The sequence below is a fragment of the Neobacillus sp. 19 genome (genome assembly GCF_049463095.1).
GTDB lineage: Bacteria > Bacillota > Bacilli > Bacillales > Cytobacillaceae > Neobacillus.
Genome location: NZ_JBMPZU010000006.1, coordinates 1 through 16,926 on the forward strand (window position 1 = coordinate 1; position 16,926 = coordinate 16,926).

14 protein-coding genes are annotated in these 16,926 nt (G+C 44.9%); 8 read left to right on the forward strand and 6 right to left on the reverse strand.

What is annotated here, in order from left to right; genetic code table 11:
* Nucleotides 1–206 precede the first annotated feature (206 nt).
* The 8 genes from ACO1D1_RS01020 (at nt 207) to ACO1D1_RS01055 (ending at nt 8,280) form a co-directional block, all read left to right on the forward strand.
* Nucleotides 207–893, forward strand: a complete 687-nt coding sequence (locus ACO1D1_RS01020) for a xanthine dehydrogenase family protein molybdopterin-binding subunit (RefSeq protein ID WP_423334639.1) — start codon at nt 207–209, stop codon at nt 891–893.
* Nucleotides 890–3,226, forward strand: coding sequence for a xanthine dehydrogenase family protein molybdopterin-binding subunit (locus ACO1D1_RS01025; protein WP_423334640.1), 2,337 nt, complete (start codon nt 890–892; stop codon nt 3,224–3,226). Before ACO1D1_RS01020 ends, ACO1D1_RS01025 begins: the two co-directional genes overlap by 4 nt.
* A gap of 65 nt (nt 3,227–3,291) precedes the next feature.
* Complete coding sequence (locus tag ACO1D1_RS01030; protein ID WP_423334641.1) at nt 3,292–4,590, forward strand: FAD-dependent monooxygenase; 1,299 nt, start codon at nt 3,292–3,294, stop codon at nt 4,588–4,590.
* Nucleotides 4,591–4,653: 63 nt separating this feature from the next.
* Nucleotides 4,654–5,514 carry a DUF3891 family protein gene (locus tag ACO1D1_RS01035; protein WP_423334642.1) on the forward strand — a complete coding sequence of 287 codons (861 nt, stop codon included), beginning with the start codon at nt 4,654–4,656 and terminating at the stop codon, nt 5,512–5,514.
* Between the two features lie 26 nt (nt 5,515–5,540).
* On the forward strand, nt 5,541–6,335 hold the full coding sequence (locus ACO1D1_RS01040) for a maleate cis-trans isomerase family protein (protein WP_423334643.1): 795 nt from the start codon (nt 5,541–5,543) through the stop codon (nt 6,333–6,335).
* A gap of 110 nt (nt 6,336–6,445) precedes the next feature.
* Nucleotides 6,446–6,817 (forward strand): DsrE family protein, encoded by a 372-nt coding sequence (locus ACO1D1_RS01045; protein WP_149871895.1) that lies wholly within the window; start codon nt 6,446–6,448, stop codon nt 6,815–6,817.
* Nucleotides 6,818–6,829: 12 nt separating this feature from the next.
* Complete coding sequence (locus ACO1D1_RS01050) at nt 6,830–7,531, forward strand: isochorismatase family protein (RefSeq protein ID WP_149871894.1); 702 nt, start codon at nt 6,830–6,832, stop codon at nt 7,529–7,531.
* Nucleotides 7,532–7,575: 44 nt separating this feature from the next.
* Nucleotides 7,576–8,280 carry a GntR family transcriptional regulator gene (locus ACO1D1_RS01055; protein WP_423334644.1) on the forward strand — a complete coding sequence of 235 codons (705 nt, stop codon included), beginning with the start codon at nt 7,576–7,578 and terminating at the stop codon, nt 8,278–8,280.
* A 275-nt stretch (nt 8,281–8,555) separates the two neighbouring features.
* Here the strand turns inward: ACO1D1_RS01055 and ACO1D1_RS01060 are convergent, their stop codons facing one another.
* The 6 genes from ACO1D1_RS01060 to ACO1D1_RS01085 form a co-directional block, all read right to left on the reverse strand.
* Nucleotides 8,556–9,314, reverse strand: coding sequence for an IclR family transcriptional regulator (locus tag ACO1D1_RS01060; protein ID WP_149871892.1), 759 nt, complete (start codon nt 9,312–9,314; stop codon nt 8,556–8,558).
* A gap of 313 nt (nt 9,315–9,627) precedes the next feature.
* Nucleotides 9,628–10,872 carry an MFS transporter gene (locus ACO1D1_RS01065; protein ID WP_423334645.1) on the reverse strand — a complete coding sequence of 415 codons (1,245 nt, stop codon included), beginning with the start codon at nt 10,870–10,872 and terminating at the stop codon, nt 9,628–9,630.
* Nucleotides 10,873–11,724: 852 nt separating this feature from the next.
* Nucleotides 11,725–12,396, reverse strand: a complete 672-nt coding sequence (locus tag ACO1D1_RS01070) for an AroM family protein (RefSeq protein ID WP_423334646.1) — start codon at nt 12,394–12,396, stop codon at nt 11,725–11,727.
* A 69-nt stretch (nt 12,397–12,465) separates the two neighbouring features.
* Nucleotides 12,466–13,632, reverse strand: coding sequence for an amidohydrolase (locus tag ACO1D1_RS01075; protein WP_423334647.1), 1,167 nt, complete (start codon nt 13,630–13,632; stop codon nt 12,466–12,468).
* On the reverse strand, nt 13,626–14,819 hold the full coding sequence (locus tag ACO1D1_RS01080; protein WP_423334648.1) for an amidohydrolase family protein: 1,194 nt from the start codon (nt 14,817–14,819) through the stop codon (nt 13,626–13,628). Before ACO1D1_RS01080 ends, ACO1D1_RS01075 begins: the two co-directional genes overlap by 7 nt.
* A gap of 321 nt (nt 14,820–15,140) precedes the next feature.
* Nucleotides 15,141–16,757 carry an ABC transporter substrate-binding protein gene (locus ACO1D1_RS01085; RefSeq protein ID WP_411675466.1) on the reverse strand — a complete coding sequence of 539 codons (1,617 nt, stop codon included), beginning with the start codon at nt 16,755–16,757 and terminating at the stop codon, nt 15,141–15,143.
* Nucleotides 16,758–16,926 lie beyond the last annotated feature (169 nt).

Consider the following 16,926-nt stretch of genomic DNA (forward strand, 5'->3'; position numbering starts at 1 on the left):
ATGTTGCCTGTACTTCGTTGGGTTGTGCCACCGAATATAGGCCAATTAACAACCTAGATAGGCGTTTTCGCATTTATCGTGAAACGCTTTCGCGTTTTTCGTGCGCCGCTTCACTAGATAGGCGTTTTCGCATTTATCGTGAAACGCTTTCGCGTTTTTCGTGCGCCGCTTCACCAACAACCTAGATAGGCGTTTTCGCATTTATCGTGAAACGCTTTCGCGTTTCGTGCGCCGCTTCAGCGGCGGCTGAACGATTTTGTCTTCCAGCAGATGATCTTGACGTTAAGGAACAATCAATCATCCAATTGTCAAATCAGCAGGAAATCTGTCCGCTCGAGCACATCATTAAAGAGTGCAGAAACCAGGGGGTCGAGCTCCGTGAAAAATACACCTTTTCCATCGATCATATGTCCTATCCATATGGGATCCACGCGGCGGAGGTAGCCGTTGATCTCGAAACAGGCAAAGTGAAAATTGAAAAGTACTATATTGCGTATGATGTGGGGCGGGCCATTAACCCATTATTGGTACATGGACAGCTGGTCGGCGGTATGGCCCAAGGATTGGGTGGTGCCATTTATGAGGAGCTTAAATATGATGAAGCCGGCCAACTCGTGACAGGTTCATTTATGGACTATTTGCTGCCAAGCGCAATGGAAGTTCCTCAAATTAAGATTGAGATCCTGGAAAATTCACCATCTCCTTTAAATCCACTTGGTGTAAAAGGGGCAGGTGAAGGAGGAACTGTCGCAGTGGCTCCAGCTGTTGCCAATGCCATCGAGAATGCCCTTGAACACTACCCGATCCATATTACTTCCTTGCCAATACGGCCTGAAAAGATTAGAGATGCAATCAAAAAAGGCCCTGTAAGGAATGAGGAGGAGCGAATATGAAGTATATTGGGAAGGCGCTAAAACGAAAAATTGATCCTCGTTTGATTCGGGGCAATGGGCGTTACATCGCAGATTTGGACATTCCGGGAATGCAAAGCGCTGCTTTTCTCAGAAGTCCGCATGCACATGCGCGCATTCTGGATATCGACCTTGAGGAGGCCCGAAAACTTCCGGGTGTAATCGCTGTATTTGGACCAGAAGAGGGAAAAGACTTCCCGGCCCTGCCGGCCCTGTTTCCACATCCGAATTTGGTGCCGGTAACGCAGCGGCCCCTGGATTCAGTCGTGCACCATGTGGGTGAACCGGTGGCAATGGTCATTGCCAAGAACCGTTATATTGCCGAGGATGCTATTGAACTGATTAAAGTGAAGTATGAACCGCTTCCTGCGGTTGCTCATATAGATGATGCCATCCAAACAGATGCCCCTTTGGCCCATCAGCATTTGGAATCTAATGTTGCGGCCCATTTCCAACAGTCAGTAGGCGATGCACATGAAGCGATGAAAGAGGCGCCGGTTGTTGTCAAGCATCGATTCAAGATCGGCCGGGTCAGTTGTTTGCCGATTGAAACAAGGGGATTACTGGCGAAGTGGGATTTTAATGGACCGGAGCCCGAACTTGAAGTTCATGCCGCTACACAGAGCCAGCATGAAATGCGTTCCATCCTCTCAAAATTATTAAATATTTCGGAAAACAACATCCGGGTTGCGGCACCGGACGTAGGTGGTGCCTTCGGGGCAAAAGCGATTTTCTATGTAGAAGATTTTCTTGTTGTCTGGGCGGCAAGGATAGTTAAGGTGCCTGTTCGCTGGATAGAAGACCGCATGGAGCATATGATGAGCTGTATTCATGAAAGGGAGCAGTATCATGAGGCGTCCCTCGGCGTGACAGAGGACGGCAAGATTATTGCCGTTATCGATACGATGCTCGCGAATAACGGGGCATATGTTCCTTGGGGAATTATTGTTCCGATTATGACTTCTACCCTTATCCCTGGACCATATAAAGTTCCCCATTATTTTTGCGATGCAAAGGTGCTCTATACGAATACCGTGCCAATGGCACCATTCCGAGGGGCAGGCCGCCCGCAGGCGGCTTTAATTTTAAACCGGCTGCTTGATCAGGCGGCTAAAAAGCTAAACATTGATCCTGTAGAGATCCGTCGCAGAAACTTAATCCAGGAGCACGAATTTCCGTATCGAACCGGACTCCGTTCTCGGGACGGCAGTCCGCAGATTTATGATAGTGGAAATTATCAAAAGGTATTAAGTGAAGCCATTGAACTTTCAGGCTATTACGAATGGAGAAACAAGCAGAAACAGTACAGAAAAGAAGGAAAATATATCGGAATTGGTGTAGCAACAGCCATTGAAAACACCGGCTTTGGTTCATTCGAAGGCGCCACCGTCCGTATTGAAGTGACAGGAGAGATTACTGTGCTGACGAGTGCCGCCACCCAAGGGCAGGGGCATGAGACCACCTTTGCGCAGGTTGCTGCGGAAGTATTCGATCTCCCTGTCGAGAAGGTTACCGTACGTGAAGGCGATACAAAGCTAATCACCTATGGAACGGGGACATTTGCCAGCAGAATGGGCGTCCTTGTAGGTACCGCTGTATTCAATGCCTCGAACGCTTTAAAGGATAAAGCCTTACAAATCGCAGAAGAAAAACTGGGGGCAAAAGCGGACGAGTTATCGGTGAAGGATGGCTATGTGTACAAGGAATCTGATCCATCGATCAGAATCGCTTTAGGTGAGCTGGCCCATGAAGCAAGAGGTCTTTTCCCTGGAACAACCTTTCCTTATTCCGTCGCACCTGGTTTGGAGGCAACCGACTATTTCGCTCCAAAAGCGGCATCGATCACAGGGATGACAGATATTGCCGTTGTGGAAGTAGACCCGGATTCCGGAGCGATTCAAATTCTGGATTATACCTCGATCCATGATAATGGAAAACTGCTCAATCCTCTCGTTGTGAAAGGACAGGTTCAAGGAGGAATATCCAATGGAATTGGCAACGCCTTGTATGAGGAAATTGTTTATGACAAACAAGGCCAGCTGTTAACGAGTACGCTAATGGATTACCTTGTGCCTTCATCATGCGAGGTGCCGGAAATGAAAATTGGTCATGTAGAGACACCGTCACCGCTCAACCCACTTGGGGCGAAAGGGGCAGGAGAAAGCGGAACCATTCCGGTACCTGCCGCGATCCAATCGGCAGTGGAAGACGCACTGGCGGCATGGAATATAAAAGTGGAGAATATCCCGGTGAAACCAGCACAGCTGAAGGAACTTCTCAGGCAGGCAAAAGAGCCGGCCGGAAGCGGAATCTAATGAGCACCGTTTCTATAGGGACAACTGCTGAAAAAAATTAACGAAGAAATTAGGTGAAAGCAGAAATGAAAAATGAGGTAAAAGAAATAAAAACAGATGTGTGTATCGTTGGGGCGGGTCCTGCCGGAATGCTTTTAGGTTTGCTGCTTGCAAAGCAAGGACTGGACATTACCGTTCTTGAGCAAAATCCAGATTTTCACCGGGAGTACCGTGGTGAAATTACCCAGCCTCGTTTTGTTCAGCTAATGAAACAATTAAATTTACTAGATTATATTGAATCACATGACCACGTGAAAATTCCTGAAGTGACTGTTTTTCACCAACACAAGGAAATTATGAATCTTAAATTTGACACCCTCATCGACGAGGAAAGCTACTGTGCACGGCTGACCCAGCCTACACTTCTTGCGGCACTGCTCGAAAAAGCGAAGCAATATCCAAACTTCAAATTATTATTTAATACGAAGGTAAGAGATCTCTTAAAAGAGGGCGAAAAGGTAGTTGGCGTTTATGCCCAAACCAAGCCTGGACAACAAGTGAACTTTATTGATGATTATGTCTTTGAAGGCGACCTATCGATCCAGACAAGCGTAACCATTGGCGTTGACGGGAGAAATTCAACGATAGAAAAGCTCGGAAAATTTGAACTCGACCTGGATTATTATGATAATGACCTGCTATGGTTCTCATTCGAAAAACCGGAAACATGGGATTATAATATCTACCATTTCTATTTTCAAAAAAACTACAACTACCTCTTCTTACCGAAATTGGGCGGATATATTCAATGTGGCGTGTCCCTGACGAAAGGGGAATATCAGAAAATCAAGAAGGAAGGCATTGACGCCTTTAAGGCAAAAATTGTGGAAGATATGCCGATTCTCGGAGACTACTTCGAACAGGTGACAGACTTCAAATCGTTTGTTCTGCTGTTGTGCAGAATGAGATATATAAGAGAATGGGCGAAGGATGGGCTCTTGCTCATTGGGGATGCGGCCCATTGTGTTACGCCATGGGGAGCAGTAGGAAGCACACTTGCGATGGGCACTGCAGTGATTACAGCAGATGTGATCTATAAAGGTTTTAAAAATAACGATTTATCACTTGAAACTTTGAAACAAGTACAAAGAAGGCGCCATGAAGAAGTGAAATTAATCCAAAATCTGCAATTAACGCTGGAGAAATTTTTGACAAGAGAACCCGTGAAGAAAGAATTAGCTCCGCTAATGTTCAATATTGCCACCAAAATGCCGGATATCACGAAGGTCTATCAGCATTTATTTACAAGAGAAAAGCCGCTGGATATTGATGATGTGTTTATTTTTCAGGATGAATTAAAGCTTGAGACCAGCATTCCTTCCTAACCTTGAAAGGTAGATTGTCAGCTTAATAGGTACAGAGGAAATGTGTGAAAAGGAGTGGGAAACATGTTTATTACAAAGCATGATGATGGATATTTGTACATTGTGAATCAATATGATCATTCCATTCAGGCCGGGGAAGTGGCAAGGCATTGGGGCAACGATCAATTTACGCGCCCGGATTATTTTGATTCCCTATGTCTAGCGGTTGAAAAGCATGATATCGGCTGGATTGAATCGGATACAAAAGTGTTGTTTAATGCTGAGACTCGTCAGCCTGTGCCTTTTTTAAGTGTGAATTTGCTGCAGCATGTTGATTTTTACGGGAAGGGTTATGAAAAGGTCAAAGAAGAGGATCCGTATGCTGGACTTTTGGTCGGCATGCATTGGATGGGGCTTTATACAAGCCGCTTTGGCTATGATCCTTCGTTCACCTTTAAGATTCCACATGAGTTAGCTCCCCAAATTGATGAAAAAATCATCAGTATGCAAAAGGAATGGGTCGATTTAAAGATGGAGTTGTGGAAAAAATCAGGCCCTAGAAGCCAATTCGAAAATAATCTTTGGATGAACTATGAGATTGTTCAATTTATGGATCGTCTGTCCCAGTACGTTACCATGCATAAGCCGGATACGACCAATACATTAGTCATGGGTCCGGTTCGAGAGCAGCTTGAGAGTAAGGGAGTGATGATGACCGTTCAGGGTCAAGGGAATGGAACGGTTGTGGTCGATCCGTTTCCTTTTGATTCGGAAGTGGAAACGACGGTTGTCTTGCGCAAGATTCCGGATATTTCCTACGAATCACACAGTGCCGTTTATAAGGCTCTGGAAGAAGCGGAATTTGAACGTATTACCTGGAAGTTCGTGGCGCCGAAACAAGGCGATAGCTTGAACCCTGCTGCGGCGGAAAGTGTTTCATCATAAAAGATGGAAAAAATGGAGGATGGAATATGAATAGAGATTACCGTCTTGGTCTGATTGTACCAAGTTCAAATACGACAATGGAAAAAGAAATTCCTGCGATGCTGCAGGCACGCCAACAAATACTGCCGGAAGAAACATTTACCTTTCATTCAAGCCGCATGAGGATGATGCATGTCACGAAAGAAGAACTGGCGAAAATGGACACGGAGAGCGACCGTTGTGCAGTGGAGCTTTCGGACGCCCGCTGTGATGCCCTGGCGTATGCCTGTCTTGTCGCCATCATGTCACAAGGGGCAGGCTATCATTGCCTTTCTGAAGACCGGCTTTCCGCGATTGCAAAAGAAAATGGGACGCCTGTTCCGGTCATCAGCAGTGCAGGGGCACTAATTGATGGAATTCAGGCGATTGGCGCAAAAAAGGTAGCCATTGTTACCCCATATATGAAGCCTTTAACGAAAATGGTGGTGGATTATATCGAAGCTGCAGGAATTGAAGTCACTGATTCAATCAGCTTAGAAGTTTCCGATAATTTAGCAGTGGGCAAACTAGATCCTTTAAACCTCATTAATATCGTGGATAACTTAGATATAAGCAAGGCAGATGCGGTCGTTTTGTCGGCCTGTGTCCAAATGCAGTCCCTTCCTGCGATTCAAAAAGTCCAGGAAAAACTGAATCTACCCGTGCTTTCAGCAGCCACTTCGACCGTGTATAAGCTTTTAAAAGAATTAGGATTAAAACCCGTAGTACCAAATGCAGGATATCTTCTATCCGAAGCATTTCATTCGAAAGAGACTGCCGAGAAAAGCAGCTCCTTAGTATAAAAACTTAACCTAAGGCTCTGTTAAAGTTCATTGTTGACTTTTTACCACTGTAGCGGAAATCAACAGCCACGTTTAACAGAGCTTAACCTAAAGAAAAGGGGGAAACAAACATGGCTAAAATTCTTATTCATTTAACACATGGGCCAGAGGCACCGACTCAGGCAGACCGGGCATTTTTAATTGCTAAAACAGCTATCGATGAAGGCCACAAGGTCTCGATGTTCCTGGCCGGCAGTGCAGTACAGCTGCTCCGTGATGATATATTAGATAGTGTTATCGGCATTGGAGATGGTGTAACGTCTATACGGGAGTCTTATGAAAAGATCGTCTCAGGCGGTGGAGACATCTATCTATCGAGAATTTCTTGCGGGGCACGCGGGATGACGGAACAAGAGCTGGACGGTAAGAAAGTGGAACTTGCGGAACCGAATGTTCTTGTGCAGCTGACTGTCGATCACGACCGTGTCATTACGTACGGATAAGGAGAGAATTTCATGAGCCGGATATGGGATCAGTATTTGGATGAACAAGATAAAAAGGTGTACCAGGAAGCGGGATTGGGAAAAAAGATGGGGATCGGCCAAAAACCGGCGCTTGTGATTGTCGATGTGCAATACGGCTTTACAGGCGATTCCCCCGAGGATATCGAGCAATCGATTCAAAAATACCCAACAAGCTGCGGGGAACGAAGCTGGGCCGCTATTGAACAGATTAAAAACCTACTAAATAAAGCAAGAGAAATTGACATTCCTGTATTTTTTACCATTATTGAGGGAAGTAAATCTGCCTCTAATGAACGAGTCGCCATAAAGGGCAATATATTTGATCATCCTGCCTTATTAGAAGGAGAAAAAGGGACGCAAGTGGTAGAAGAGCTTAAGCCTCAATATGGAGAGATTGTCATCTCTAAGAAGAAGCCTAGCGCCTTTTTCGGAACGCCGTTGGTTTCCTATTTGACGGCCCAGCAGATTGACACGGTGATTGTCACAGGGTGTACGACGAGCGGCTGCGTCCGGGCGACTGTTATTGATGCCTTCTCTAACAATTACCGGGTTGTTGTTCCAGAGGAATGCGCGTTTGACCGGGGGATTGCCTCCCATGCGATTAATCTATTTGATATGCAGCAGAAATATGCAGACGTTGTGCCAGTGGAAGAAGTGATCAGCGAGCTTGAAGGGTTAAAGATAAAGGTTTGATAAAACCTTCATAATATTGATCTTTTTAGATAAGGGGGAGGAGGATGATGGCATCCAGTAAACTCCAAAAGGAAACGACATCGATGGCTGTATACAAACATCTTTATCACCTCATCATAACAGGAGCCTTTCAACCCGGTGAATGGATCAGAGAAAGACAGCTGAAGGAAATATTAGGGGTGAGCAGTACACCCATCCGGGAAGCCTTGAAAATGCTGGTACAGGAAAGATTACTAGAGTCTGTTCCACATCACGGGGTCCGTATTAAACATCTTTCCATGAATGAAATTGAGGACATATACGAACTCAGAGCGGAATTGGAAGGATTGGCTGCCCAGTTAGCGGCCAAGCGGGGGTCTATGAGCCAATTTGATCAAATGGATGAACTTCTTCATTTAACAGAAAGAAGATTAGAAGAAACTAGCGGGATTCAAGATTCAGAATTTCTCAAGTTCAATAATGAATTTCATGACCTGCTTATCGAAATCAGCGGGAACCATGCGTTGAAGAATACCCTGGCACACCTTCGGGCAGGGATTGATTTAATAAGGATTATGGCATGGAAAAATAACAAGAGCCGTCCATATGAAACAGTCAAACAGCATCGGTTGATTGTGTATGCCTTAAAGGCGCGAGATCCCCAGCTAGCCCGATTAAGAACCCAGGAACATATTTGGGATTCGATCAAATTGGTGTTACAGGCTGGAAAAGAGCCAAATGATAGAGTCATAGAAATCACGTCAACATAATGAAAAAACTCCTCTTCCATTGAAGACAGAAAAAGCCCCATTAAATATAGGGGCTTTAAACTTGGCTGTTGATTTCCGCTCCTGGCGGCTTCGCTTTCCGGGGGCGTGCCGGGGAGCCTCCTCGGCGCTAGCGCCTGTGGGGTCTCCCCTGCCCCTTACTCCCGCAGGAGTCTTCGCCGCCTTCCGCTCCAATCAACAGGCTGTAATAGTAGGCTATATTAAAATAAAAAGGTATAATTCCTCTAATAAAGGAGATTATACCTTTTTTGCTGTGGTTACAGTTCAGACTGTAAAGACTGACTCAATTCCATGCATTCTTTTTTTAGCAAATGAATCACTTGAGAGTTGCTGGATAGATCCAGAACCCCCTTGATCCCGACGATTGAAATGGTGGCCACAATCTGATGATCACGGCCAAACACGGGACACCCAACCGCCACAATCCCCGGAATGAGTGACTCTTGTGTAACCGAATATCCTTTTTCCTTTACATCCAACAGCTCATTTCTGAATTCTTCCGGATCAAAGCGGTGTTCGAGGATGTCTTTTTGTAAAAAATCCTTTGTGATTTCTTCAGGCAGATAGGCAGCGAATAATCTCCCCGAAGTAGTCAGAACAATACTCACTTTATTGCCTACTTGAATCCCAATATTAATCGAACGCCTGCTTTCTTCTATTTCAATTGCATACGGACCATTCCCGCCCCAAATCGATAAGAAAACCGTTTCATTAAACAAATCTCTTAATTTGATTAATGTAGGCCTTGCTATATCTTTAATATCAGTGCCTTTGGCGGCATTATTGCCAATTCTGATCAGTGTCGTTCCAATTGAATAGTGAAGAGAAGCATCCCTCTGTAGAAAACCAGTACGGCATAGACTAGTCAAGTATCTGTGGAGTTTGCTTTTGGAAATTCCGCACAGTTCGGATATCTCGGTTATAGAAAGCGGTTTATCTTCTTCCGCTATTTTTTTTAGAATATTAATTCCATTCTCTAATGATTGGATACCCTGCCCGCTCATTACTGTATCCATTTTCAAAATCTCCTTTAAGGGTAATTGACCGACTTTTATACTAGTATATAAACAATATCATGGTTAAGCAAGACGAATCCCCCTTAAAGCATGCTGATGGATAAAGAAAACTCGCCGATAGGCGAAGACAGAGGCATAGTTCGTTGAAAAGCACAGCTTTTCAACTGCGAAGCATATGCTCCCGATGCTTTCCTTAGTGCACATATGCCTGATAAGAAAGTTATACTTTCTTATCGGCTAAAAAAACATGCACCGGATTGAATCCAGTGCATGGGGGAGTTATTGCCTTTTCATTCCTTTATTACAATAGGTATTACAATGCTTCTTTAACCACGATATCTTCTTCAATTCCTTGCGTTTCCTTCACACGTGTTTCTTTTCCGAAGAACAGTACGGTTAATGCAGCAATGCAGCAAGCCACGAAGAACATGATGAAAATGATGTTGAATGGTACTTTGTTCGCAATAAGGACACCTACTAATAAAGGACCGATGATGGCACCAATCCGTCCGGCTGCGTTGGCAAAACCGGCACCTGTAGCTCGAATCTTTGAATCATAATGATCGGTTGTATAGGCATACGTTACACCGGTTACGCCCAGATAGAAGAACGATAAAGCCATACCGCCGGCGATCAGCATCGGCAGGGAAGCTGCATTTCCAAAAATAATGGCACTGACAGCGGCCAGGAATAAATACGTGATAAGGACAAATTTCCTTCCGATTTTTTCCACAAGCCAGGCCGCGCTGAAGAATCCAGGTAATTGTGTAAGCGTCATCAATAATACGTAGCCAAAACTTTTGATTAGGGTGAAACCTTTCAATACCATTACAGAAGGAAGCCATAGAAACATTCCGTGATAGGAGAACATGACAAAGAACCACAGCACCCAGAGCATGGATGTTTCTTTTGCATATTTGCCTGACCAAAGAGTTTTAATGTTACTAAGAATCGTCGTATTTTTACTAGATGCTGACCGGAATTGGGGAGAGTCTGGAAGTCCTTTTCGCATATATATCGCCAATATTGCAGGTAAGGCACCGATGATTAAGGCGGAGCGCCAGCCCCATATCGGCATGATAAAGTAGGCAATGACTGCCGAGATAATCCAACCTACAGCCCAAAAGCTTTCTAAAAGAACAACCATCCGACCCCGTTTATGCTCCGGAACATTCTCCGCTACTAACGTGGAGGCAACTGGAAGTTCCCCGCCTAACCCAAGGCCGATAAAGAATCTAAGAATGAGAAAAATAGAGAATGTTGTTGCGAATGCTGATAGTCCACTAGCAAGTGAAAACAATAGAACCGTGTACATAAGAATTTTATTTCTACCGATACGGTCCGCTAATGAACCAGCAACAATTGCCCCAATGAACATTCCAATGGCATTCACACTTCCAAGTAATCCTGCTTCTTGTGGTGTCAGATTCCATTCAATGATTAATGCAGCAGCAATAAACGAGATCAGGCCTACATCCATTGCATCGAAAATCCAGCTAAACCCCGAAATAACAAAGATTCTGCGAAAGGAAACTTTTTTTCCGCTCTTTGACTCCATATTCAATCACTCCCTATTCATTTTTAAGCTAGCAGAAAGTTAAAATGACAATCCTCCATCCCTTTATAGTGATAATTCTAAATATTATATTTTTTATTTATCATAATCTACTTTATATATAATGTTAAATATCAAAACTTTATAAAGATATAAACCTTTTACATATTAACACCATGCCAATAGTGATAACTATATTTTGGAGGGTTTTTGAGAGCATGGTGGGGTAGATTTACTTAGGAGTTTGAGAGAATTTTGGGGATAATTACCGAAGATAGGGTGAGCTACTTGGATAATTTGAGTGGTGTCCCGTGCTGGGCACTATTTATCTCGCAAGTTTGGCATATGAGACTTACTATGTGCATAGTTTTATTGATTTTGATTCATAGAACTTTAGATATTATCAAAAACACTATCAACCTCCTTTATTGGATGCATTTCGCTCAGGATTTTTACCGAAAATGAATCCAATACCCCTTATTGGATGTATTTCGTTCAGGAGTTTTACCGAAAATGAATCCAATACCCCTTATTGGATGTATTTCGCTCATGGTTTTTACCGAAAACGAATCCAATACCCCTTATTGGATGCATTTCATTCAGGAGTTTTACCGAAAACGAATCCAATACCCCTTATTGGATGCATTTCATTCAGGAGTTTTACCGAAAATGCATCCAATACCCCTTATTGGATGCATTTCATTCAGGAGTTTTACCAGAAATGAATCCAATACCCCTTATGGTTGCATACCTTCGTCCTTTCCCCAAAAGATCCAGTGGTAACCATTTTAAAAAGGGACCATGACCACTTGGCAATGGTCATGACCCTCTTTACCGCTTACAAAACAGCCTACATCACAATATCTCCCCCGCGACCCCATAAATCACGTTCCGCGAGAGGATGACTGGTTTAGTGGTGTGGGCCTGAGCGATTACCTTCATTTCCTCTGTGTACCCCATGCAGTCGAGAAGGATGGCTTTGACCGGGTATTGGTCAAGCTGCTGTACCGCGTTAATCAGCTGTTCCTCAACGAACGTGTAGGGGGAACTGGCCATTGGGATGGCCATAAAGTCGACTTCCTTCCATTTATATATGATCGATTCCGCTTGCTCTGGCAGGGGAAGGATGACGCCGAGCAACCCTTCCCGCAGCAATCCCTTCACCACATGATTCAGTAAAAAATCAGGGTAGACAATAGGGATTCGGCTAGTAAAAAGCGGAAACTTCCCTGTGCAAGCAAGGATGATTAATGACACATTTGCTTGATTCAATTCATCGATGAGTGTTTGGATCATCGGCAGGATTTTTTCCTTTGCCATCACTGCACTTCCGCCGTTTTGTAAACGCGAGATGAGGGTGGTTTGTCCGGGTTCAGGTCGTAGTGCTTGGATTTCGTCCGACGACCTTCCGTCGAGAACGCCCTTTTCAAGGATCACCGTATCTTTTGGAAGAAGTTTCCTTAGTGCCGGAGTCATATCCGTTCTTGGCGACTGACCAATGGTAATGATCCCAACTTTCTTCTGCATTCCGTTTTTCCCTCCTGACGGGTAACTTTTTTTTCGATAAATCCTAATAACCGAACTCATGCTTGACCCCTACTTTACCAATGAAGCCAAAGAACTTTGCCCCTGTTTCACCCCATTAATATAAGTTCCCAGCACATTCGCGCGGGTCTCAAAAGGATGGTGCGTCCAAATAACGAAATCGGCGTCTTTGCCTGGTTCGATTGAGCCGACACGTTCGTGAATGCCGGCTAGTTTTGCGGCTTCGCTTGTGATGCTTCTTAATGATGCTACTTCGTCCAGCCCGTACTTAACCGCCTCTGCCGCACAAAGAATCAAGTAGTGAATCGGGATAAATGGGTGATCGGTCATGATAGCAAAGGGGATGCCGGCTTCATGAAACAGTCTTGGCGCCTCGGGTGTTAAATTGCGCGTTTCATATTTGGTAGCCGGAAGCATGAAAGGCCCCAATGTCACATTTGCGCCGCTTTCTTTAATCGCTTGAAGCATCAGGTGTCCTTCAGTGCAATGCTCCAAGCACAACTTGACGTTAAATTCCTTGGCGATGCGAATGGCGGTGGCGATATCGTCAGCCCGGTGACAGTGTAAATGGAGCGGCATTTTCCCCTCCAGCACCTCAATAAACGGTGCAAGCTCTGTTTGATTTTCCAGGCTCTCAGTGCGTTCTGCATCCGATAAGGCTGCTGCTTGCTGGAATCCATGGCGAATCAGCCGCGCAACGGCCATTCTAGTAAATGGTGTTTTGTTCGCTTGGCCAAAGACATTTTTAGGATTCTCGCCAAGCGCCCCCTTGAGGCCGCTTTTTTCCACAATGATCCGATCCTGTAAGGAACCGCCTCCTGTTTTTAAAATGGTCCACACCCCGCCAATCGGATTGGCGCTGCCTGTTCCGGTTTGAACAGTTGTGACTCCGCCGCGGAGCGCCATTTCAAAAGAAAAGTGACGTGGATTGATGCCATCAATGGCCCGCATGAGCGGGGTAAAAGGGGTAGAGTATTCACAAGCATCATTGTTCCGTTCGGTGATTTCGCCCCATAATCCTACATGTGTATGGATGTCAATCAGCCCGGGTGTGATAACAAGCCCGTCGACTGATTCGACCCGGGCATCACTAGGAATCTCCGTATTCACCCCAACCTTGATTACTTTCCCGCTGCGTACCCAAAGATCTGCATTTCTGAAAACGGTATTGGCTGCATCCATTGTATGGACAGTGGCCCCGCGATAAACTGTTAACATCGAATCACTCCCATTTCCTGTTTCCCTGTCGACGAGGTCTGTGAATCCCCCAGGCTGTAAACTTCCTGCCCCTTGATAAACGTCCGGACTGGTCGTGCCGTTAAGTCGAGGGGATGCTTATTCCACAAGACTAAATCGGCAAAAAGCCCTGATTGAATGCTTCCGGTCAACTGATCGATGCGCAGCAGCTTGGCCGCGTCACGGGTTAGGCCATTTAAAATGACTTTTTCAGGAACCCCGGCCTTGAGGGCTAGCGCGCCTTCCAATTGCAAATGGGTCACCGAGCTTACCGGGTGGTCGGTTGCAAAAGTAAAGGGGACGCCTTGCTCGAACAAAGCGGCATACAGCGATGGATCTAAATGTTGTAACTCGCCTCTTTCAATGGGCTGGAAGCAGGGACCCGCAATCACCGACAAAGGCTGAGCCGCCAGCCTGCTATTTTCCGCCGGAACACCCGAAGCGTCCAATATCCCTGTTGCAGCCGCCATCCCTGCTACCAACGGAAATTCCGTCGCATGAACTAAAATAATTGAAATTCCAAATTCCTCGGCAATCCGAACAGCTGTAGCAATGTCATCTGCCCGGTGGGAGCGGATAAAAATAGGCATATCCCGCAAATCGTGGGAACATTGTAATTGCTTTAACGTCGTTCGGATTTTTTGAGCAATCCCCATGCGGGTAAGGGGAAGTTTGGTTTTTTCCCAAAAGGCATTTTTCGGAACATCACCCATGGAAAAGCTAACCCCAAGATTTTTCCGGAGAATCATGTCATCGGCTGTTTTTCCGGTGGTGTGAATGACGGAGGTACGTGCACCGACAACGGATTCCGGGGCAGAGACTATATGGGCGGCGGTGACCCCGGATGCAGCGGCATCATGAAAGGCCTGGTCAAACGGGTAAATGCCGTCGATTACCTGAAGCTCGCTGCCGTTTTCTTCATATGGTTCATAGCCATCATTACCTTCCCAGCGAATGCCAATTTCTTTTAAACCAATTTGCGAACATGTATCAATCAACCCGGGTGTCAAAAATAATCCGTTGCCATCAATCTCGACATCAACAAGAACGTCTTCATCAGGAGAAAGGACGGCTGCGATTTTCTCTGCTTCGATTAAAACTGTTTGTCTGCTAAAGCTGCCGCTGTCGTGATCAAAAACGTTTGCATTTTTTATGGCTATTTTCGCCATGGTTCATTACCTTCTTTCAATTGGAATTAAAATAGGGGACGGTCCCCTTGCTTCCACCAGGGAAAGCAAGAGAATCATCCCCCTGCGTTTTTTAAAATAAGCTTTGCTTAACATGGCTGTTGATTTCCGCTCCGGGCGCTTCGCTTTCCGCGGGGCGGGCGGTAAGCCTCCTCGGCGCTAAAGCGCCTGTGGGGTCTCACCTGTCCCGCTGCTCCCGCAGGAGTCTCGCGCCCTCTGCTCCAATCAACTAGTTAATAAATCAACTATGACCGTTAATACAGCCTAAGACCTCGAGAATTGTCTGGCTCAGGGCGCTTGCGCTTATTTCTTCATCCAGACGTTGGTTCCGTTTGGATTGACGATTTGTACGGAGAAGTCCGGAGATACGTCAAACCCTTGGACATTTTTGTTGATGCCTGCTGTTGCGTCAAGGGTATCAAGCTCGATGCGCGGTACGTCCTTGATAATAATTTCAAGTGCCTGCTGGTAAAGCTTGGCTCTTTCATTTTGATCGACTGTATCGGTAACGGCTTGCTGTAACAGTTTATCGACCTCAGGGTTGGAGTAGCCTTTACCGTTTCCAAGTGCTCCGATTTGATCAGTGTGGAACAATTGATATAAGAAGAAGTAAGGATCCGGATACCAGGTCCAGCCACCGATTGACATTGGCGCGTTACCCTTTGAAACTGTATCACTGTAAGTTCCCCATTCAACTACTTTTAGTTCCACATCAATATTGAGGTTTTCTTTCATTTGATTTTGGAAAATTGTTCCGTATGGCACGCGGGCTTCTGCAAGATAAAGCTCTGTTTTAAAGCCATCCGCATAGCCGGCTTCTGCTAACAATTTCTTTGCTGCTTTTGGATCATATGTTGGGGTGAGCTTTTCTAAATCCTTGCTGTAGCCCCATGAATTTTTAGGCAGCGGCATAAATGACTTTTCTGAACCGCCCCATTTATTAACGCCTTTAGTGATTTCCTCAACATTTGTTGCTTTATAAATGGCTTCACGAACCTTTGGATCGGCAGTTGGGCCTTTTTTATTATTCAAATCCAAGTAAGTTAAAGAAAGAGCTGGTTTTGAAAGCAATTCTAACTTATCATCCTGTTTCACTAATTCACGGTTTTGCCCTTTAATATCCATCGCTACATCTACGTCACCAGAACGCAGGGCATTTGTCATCATGTTTGGTTCAGCGACAATTTTGAATGTTACACCATCTAAATGAGGTTTTTCGCCCCAATATTTATCAAAGCGGCTAACTTTCACTTCGGAATCCTTTGCCCAGCTATCGATTTTGAACGGGCCGGTTCCAACTAGGTGTGAACCGAATTCTTCGCCCCAGCCTTCCACTTCTTCTTTAGGGACAATCACGTTTCCGGCATCTGTCAGCATCGCTAATAATGCAGCATTCGGTTCAGTTAAATAAACCGCTACTTCATTTTCCCCGCTGACTTCAACTTTATCGACACCGCGTAAGCGATTCATCGCCGATTCCTTAGCGGAACGCTCAAGGCTGTATTTAACATCCTCAGCCGTCATTTTTCTTCCATCTTGATACTTACCAGGCTGGAAGTTAACATCATCTCGTAATTTGAAGGTATAAACCTTGCCATCATCGGAAACTTTCCATTCTGTTGCAAGAGCCGGTAAAAACTCGCTCAATTCTTTGTTATACACGATAAGTGTATCAGCAATAGAGCGCATCACTTGTGACTCATAGACACCGGTATATTTGATCGGGTCTAATGTTTTCGGGTTAGCTGAAAGTCCCAGCTTTAATACTCCGCCATCTTGTGGTTCACCGGCTGCAGCAGGTTTTTCCTTATCAGCTGATGAAGAAGAATTTGATTTCCCTCCTGAAGAACAGGCACTTAATAGTAAAACAATAGAAGCAATGACCAGTAACATTAAACGACTGACACGTTTCTTTTTCAAACGACAACGCCTCCTATAATTTTTTTGATTCACATTGTGAATCGGCATTTCAAATATTGAATTTAGAAATAAATTTATCACATTAAAGTATCTGAGTAAAGAAGGATTTCAAATTTTTAAAAAATATTTTCTTTTTTGATTGTTCTATATTTACAACTAATTTTTACGA